Source organism: Streptomyces sp. BE303 (assembly GCF_036290945.1).
Taxonomy (GTDB): domain Bacteria; phylum Actinomycetota; class Actinomycetes; order Streptomycetales; family Streptomycetaceae; genus Kitasatospora.
The window spans coordinates 1-6,296 of record NZ_JAQYWZ010000490.1 but is presented as its reverse complement, the minus strand read 5'-3'; the positions used below and the strand labels follow the sequence as shown (position 1 = coordinate 6,296).

Here is a 6,296-nt window from a genome sequence, read left to right as displayed (position 1 = left end):
GGGGCGGCCGGCATCATCAAGATGGTCCAGGCGATGCGGCACGGCGTGCTGCCCCGCACGCTGCACGTCGACGCGCCCACCCCCCAGGTGGACTGGGCGTCCGGGGACGTGGAACTGCTCACCGAGGCCCGCCCCTGGCCGCGCGCCGCGCACCCCCGCCGGGCCGGGGTCTCCTCCTTCGGCATCAGCGGCACCAACGCCCACGTGATCCTGGAGGAACCCCCCGCCCAGGAGGTCGCGCCGCGCCCGACCGTGACCCGCACGGTGCCGCTGGTGGTGTCGGCCAACGACCCGGCGGCGCTGGCCGAACTGGTCGAGCGGACACCGGCCCTGCTCCGCGACCGCCCGGACCTCCGGCCCGGGGACCTCGGGCACGCGCTGACCGGCCGCGCCGTGCTGCCGCACCGCGCGGTGCTGCTGAGCCCCGGCACCGGGGAACCGGTGGCGATCGGCCGCGCCGCCGAGGGCCGGCTGGCGGTGGTGTTCACCGGCCAGGGGGCCCAGCGGGTCGGCATGGGCCGGGAGTTGTCCGAGGCGTTCCCGGCGTTCGCGACGGCCTTCGACGAGGTGTGTGCGGCGCTGGACCTTCCGCTGCGGGAGGTCCTGGGCGACCGGGAACGGTTGGACCGGACCGAGTGGGCGCAGCCGGCGATCTTCGCGGTGGAGGTGGCGCTGCTCGCCCTCGTGCGCTCGTGGGGTGTGACGCCGGATGTCGTGGCGGGTCACTCGGTGGGTGAGATCACGGCCGCGTACGCCGCCGGGGTCCTCTCCCTGGCGGACGCGGCGAAGCTGGTGGCGGCGCGGGGCCGGTTGATGCAGGCGCTGCCCGCGGGCGGCGCGATGCTGGCGGTCGGGGCGTCGGAGGGCGAGGTGCGGGAGGCGTTCCCGGACATCGACCTCGCGGCGGTCAACGGGCCGGCCGCGGTGGTCGTGTCCGGTGCCGAGGACGAGATCGCGCGGATCGCCGAACTCGCTGCCGAGCGGGGCTGGAAGACGTCCCGCCTGCGGACCAGTCACGCGTTCCACTCCCGCCTGATGGAGCCGATGCTCGACGAGTTCCGCGCGGTCGTGGAGACGCTCGGCCTCGCCGACCCGCCGGTCCCCGCGGTCTCCACGGTGACCGGCGCCCCGGTGGCGCCCGGTCAGTGGTCGGACCCGGAGTACTGGGTGCGACAGGTCCGTGAGCCGGTCCGCTTCGCCGACGCCGTCACCGCCCTCGACGCGGGCCGGATCCTGGAGGTCGGCCCGGACGCCGTCCTCACCGCACTCGTGCAGGACACCGACCCCGAGCGGACCGCCGTCGCGACCCTGCGCCGCGACCGCGGCGAGGTCGAGACGCTGCTCACCGCGGCGGCCCGGCTCTTCGCCGCCGGCCAGGACGTCGACTGGGCCGCCACGTTCGGCCCCGCCCCGGCGCCGGTGCTCGACCTACCCACCTACCCGTTCCAGCACCAGCGGCTCTGGATCGACGTCGTCGACCCGGTCGGGGACCTGGCCGGCATCGGCCTGCACGAGGCCGAACACCCGCTGCTCGGCGCGGCCGTGACGCTCCCGGAGGGCGACGCGCTGCTGTTCACCGGGCGGCTCGCGGCCGGGTCGCCGGGCTGGCTGGCCGACCACACCGTCTTCGGCGTCACGGTCCTCCCCGGCGCCGCCCTGATCGACATCGCCCTCGCCGCCGGTGCCCGGTCCGGAACCCCCGTCCTCGACGAACTGCTGCTCCAGGTGCCTCTCTCGCTGCCGGCCACCGGTGGCGTCGCGCTGCGGGTCACGGTCGGGGCCCCCGGCGACGACGGACGCCGCGCCTTGGCCGTCTACGCGCAGCCCGACGGCGCCGAGGGCTGGACCACGCACGCCACCGGCCACCTCGCCACCGACGACCTCGCCACCGACGACCGCGGCACCGGCACCGGGGCGCCGTCGTCGCTCCCCGCGCAGCCGCCGGGCGCCGAACCCGTCCCGCTCGACGGCCTGTACGAACGGCTGGCCGACGCGGGCCTGTCCTACGGCCCCACGTTCCGGGGCCTGGTCGGCGCGGTGCGCGACGGCGACCGGGTGGTCGCCGAGGTGCGGCCGGACGCCGTGGATCCCGACGGGTTCGGCGTGCACCCGGCCCTGCTCGACGCGGCCCTGCACGCGATCGGCGCGACCGGACTGTTCGACGGGACCGTCCGCCTGCCGTTCGCGATCAGCGGCGCACGACTGCACGCCGTCGGCGTCGTCGCGCTCCGCGTCCACCTCACCCTGGTGGGCGACAGCGCGGTCCGGCTGGTCGCCCTCGACAGCACCGGTGCGCCGGTGCTCACCATCGACGAACTGGCCTTCCGCCCCGTCACCGCGGAGCAGGTCGGCACCGTCCGGACGGGCCTCCGGTCGCTGTTCGGGCTGGACTGGGTGGTGCGGGAGGTGTCCGCGTCGGACGCGGCCACGGCCGTGATGGCGCTGGGCGATCCGCTGCCGGCCCCGGCCCCCGTGCTGATCGTGGACGCGACGGCGGCGGGTGCGGCCCGGGAGCGGGCGGCCCGGTTGCTGGTGCTGCTCCAGTCGTGGCTGGCCGACGCGGCGTGGTCCGAATCACGCCTGGTGGTCCGCACGTTCGGTGCGGCGGGCGCGGAGATCACCGACGCCGACGGCGCCGCGCTGTGGGGTCTGGTGCGGTCGGCGCAGGCCGAGCACCCGGACCGGCTCCACCTGGTGGACGCGGCCGAGGACGTGTTCCACCCGCTGCCGCAGGCGGTCGTGCGCGACGGGGTGATCACCGTGCCGCGCCTGGTCCGCGTCGACGGTGCGCGGGCAGTGGAGTTCGGGGACGGCACGGTCGTGGTGACCGGTGCGACCGGCACCCTGGGGCGGCTGGTCGCCCGCCACCTGGTCGAGAACCACGGTGTCCGTGACCTGGTGCTGCTCTCCCGTTCCGGTGGGGACGCCGGACTCGCGCAGGAGCTCGCTCCGGCGAAGGTCCGGGCGGTGGCCTGCGACGTGGCGGACGCGGAAGCCGTCGCCGAGGCCCTGTGGGACGTGCCGGTGACCGCGGTGATCCACGCCGCCGGTGTGCTGGACGACGGGACACTGGAGTCCCTCACCCCGGAGCGGCTCGACGCCGTCCTCCGGGCGAAGGTCGACGCAGCCCGCAACCTCGCCGCCGCGACGAAGGACAGGACGCTCGACGCCTTCGTCCTCTACTCCTCGGCATCCGGCCTGTTCGGCAACGCCGGCCAGGCCAACTACGCCGCCGCCAACACGTTCCTGGACGCCTACGCGACCGAACTGCGGGCCCAGGGCGTCCCGGCGACGTCGATCGCCTGGGGCCTGTGGGACGCCGGAATGGGCGAGACCCTCACCGACGCCGACCGGGACCGCCTGTCCCGCACCGGCTTCGGCGCCCTCACCTCCGCCGACGGCCTCGCCGCCTTCGACGCCGCCCTCGCCGCCGGGCGGCCCCTGGCGGTGCCGATCGCACTCGACCTGGGCGCGGTCCGGGCCGCGGCGGGCGACGCCCCCGTCCACGAGCTGCTGAGTGGGCTCGTCACCGTGCCCCGCCGGGCCACCGACACCGCGCCCGCCCCGACGCTCGCGGCCAGGCTCGCCCCGCTGAACGACGCGGAGCGCGACCGGACCCTGCTCGACCTGGTCCGGGCCCGCACCGCCGGCATCCTCGGGTACGCGTCGCCCAAGGACGTCGAGCCCACCCGCGGGTTCCTCGAACTCGGCTTCGACTCGCTGACCGTGGTGGAGCTCCGCAACCGGCTCCACACCGAGACCGGACTGCGCCTGAGCGCGACCCTGCTCTTCGACCACCCGTCGCCGACCGCACTCGCCCGGCACCTCGGCGAGCTGCTCCGCCCCGACCAGGCACCCGGGGCCGGTCCCGCCGACGCCCTCTACGCCGAGATCGCCGGCCTGGAGGCCCGCCTCAAGGCCGCGGCCCTCGACGACGGGCACCGCGAAGCGGTCGGGCAGCGGCTGCGCACCCTCGCCGCCGCCTGGACCGCGTCCGTGGACGGCGCCGGTACCGACGACATCGAGTCGGCGACCGCCGACGAGATCTTCGACCTCCTCGACGAGCTCGGCACCCAGTGAGCCGGCCCAACCCCGAAGGCGGCTCCGCCGTGACATCCGTAAGCGACTCCGCCGGGACCGAAGAGAAGTACCTCGACTACCTCAAGCGCGCGGCGGCGAACCTGCGTGCCGCCCGCCAGCGGGTGGAGGAGCTGGAGTACCGGAACAGCGAGCCCCTGGCGATCATCGCCATGAGCTGTCGCTACCCCGGCGGGGTCGACGGTCCCGAGGACCTGTGGCGGCTGGTCGCCACCGGCTCCGACGCGATCGGCGCTCCGCCGACCGACCGGGGCTGGGACGTCGAGGGCCTCTACGACCACGAGAGCGGCGAACTCGACCGGGAGGCCCGGCTCCGGGGCGGCTTCCTGCACGAGGCGGCCGGCTTCGACCCCGAGCTGTTCGGGATCTCGCCGCGCGAGGCGCTGGCGATGGACCCGCAGCAGCGGCTGCTGCTGGAAGCGACCTGGGAGGCGTTCGAGCGGGCCGGCCTCGACCCCACGGCGGCGTCGTTCCCCCGCACCGGGGTGTTCGCCGGGATCATGTACCACGACTACGGCTCGCGGCCCCTGGAACTGCCGGACGGCGTCGCCGGCTACCTGGGGAACGGTAACGCGGGCAGCGTCGCCTCGGGGCGGATCTCCTACACCTTCGGCCTGGAGGGCCCGGCGGTCACGGTCGACACCGCGTGCTCCTCGTCGCTGGTCGCCCTGCACCTCGCCGCGCAGGCGCTGCGCAACGGCGAGTGCGACCTGGCACTGGCCGGCGGCGTGACGGTGATGGCCACGCCGACCACGTTCGTCGAGTTCAGCCGCCAGGGCGGGTTGGCCGCCGACGGCCGGTGCAAGTCCTTCGCGGAGGGCGCGGACGGCACCGGGTGGGGCGAGGGCGTCGGCATGCTGCTGGTCGAGCGCCTCTCGGACGCGCAGCGCCTGGGACACCCGGTCCTGGCGGTGGTGCGGGGCACGGCGGTGAACCAGGACGGCGCCTCCAGCGGTCTGACGGCGCCGAACGGCCCGTCGCAGCAGCGGGTGATCCGCGCCGCCCTCGCCCAGGCCGGGCTGGCGGCGTCCGAGGTGGACGCGGTGGAGGCGCACGGCACGGGGACCCGGCTGGGCGACCCGATCGAGGCCCAGGCGCTGCTGGCGACGTACGGCCAGGACCGGGCCGGCGGCGAGCCGCTCTGGCTGGGTTCGGTGAAGTCCAACCTCGGGCACACGCAGGCGGCGGCCGGTGTCGCCGGGATCATCAAGATGGTGCAGTCGATGCGGCACGGGCTGCTGCCCGGCACGCTGCACGTGGACGCGCCGTCGTCGCAGGTCGATTGGTCGGCCGGGTCGGTGGAGCTGCTGACGGAGGCGCGGCCCTGGCCGGCCACCGGTCGGCCGCGGCGGGCGGGCGTGTCGTCCTTCGGGATCAGCGGGACCAACGCGCACGTGATCGTGGAGGAGGCGCCCGCGCCGGTGCCGGCGGCCGAGCCGGAAGGGTCGGGCGAGCCGGTGGTGGCAGCCCCGCTGCCGGTGGTGCCGCTGGTGGTGACCGCACGGTCGGCGGGCTCCCTGGAGACGCAGATGCAGCGGGTGCGGGCGCTGACCGCGGATCCGTCGGACATCGGGGTGGCCCTGACCTCGCGCGCGGTGCTGGAGCAGCGGGCCGTGCTGCTGGGCGACGCGGTGGTGCGGGGCACGGCGGTCGAGGGCCGGCTGGCGGTGGTGTTCACCGGTCAGGGGTCGCAGCGGGTCGGCATGGGCCGCGAATTGTCCGAGGCGTTCCCGGTGTTCGCGACGGCCTTCGACGAGGTGTGTGCGGCGCTGGACCTTCCGCTGCGGGAGGTCCTGGAGGACCGGGAGCGGCTGGACCTGACCGGCTGGGCGCAGCCGGCGATCTTCGCGGTCGAGGTGGCGCTGCTGGCCCTCGTGCGCTCCTGGGGTGTGACGCCGGATGTCGTGGCGGGTCACTCGGTCGGTGAGATCGCCGCGGCTCATGCGGCGGGTGTGTTGTCGCTCCCGGATGCGGCGAGGCTGGTGGCGGCGCGGGGCCGGTTGATGCAGGCGCTGCCCCCGGGTGGCGCGATGCTGGCGGTCGGGGCGTCGGAGGCCGAGGTGTGCGGGGCGTTCCCGGACATCGACCTGGCGGCGGTCAACGGGCCGGCCGCGGTGGTCGTGTCGGGTGCCGAGGAAGAGATCGTGCGGATCGCGGATCTTGCCTCGGAGCGGGGTTGGAAGACGTCGCGGCTGCGG

Annotated in this window: 2 protein-coding genes; both read left to right on the top strand. The window is 75.7% G+C overall.

Features of this window, described 5'->3' with window-relative positions:
• Positions 1-4,080: type I polyketide synthase (locus PUR56_RS10690; RefSeq protein WP_329948702.1), on the top strand; the 4,080-nt coding region annotated here is incomplete at its 5' end.
• Between the two features lie 29 nt (positions 4,081-4,109).
• Positions 4,110-6,296, top strand: a 2,187-nt coding sequence (locus PUR56_RS10685; protein ID WP_329948701.1) for a type I polyketide synthase, incomplete at its 3' end; no start/stop codon positions are given.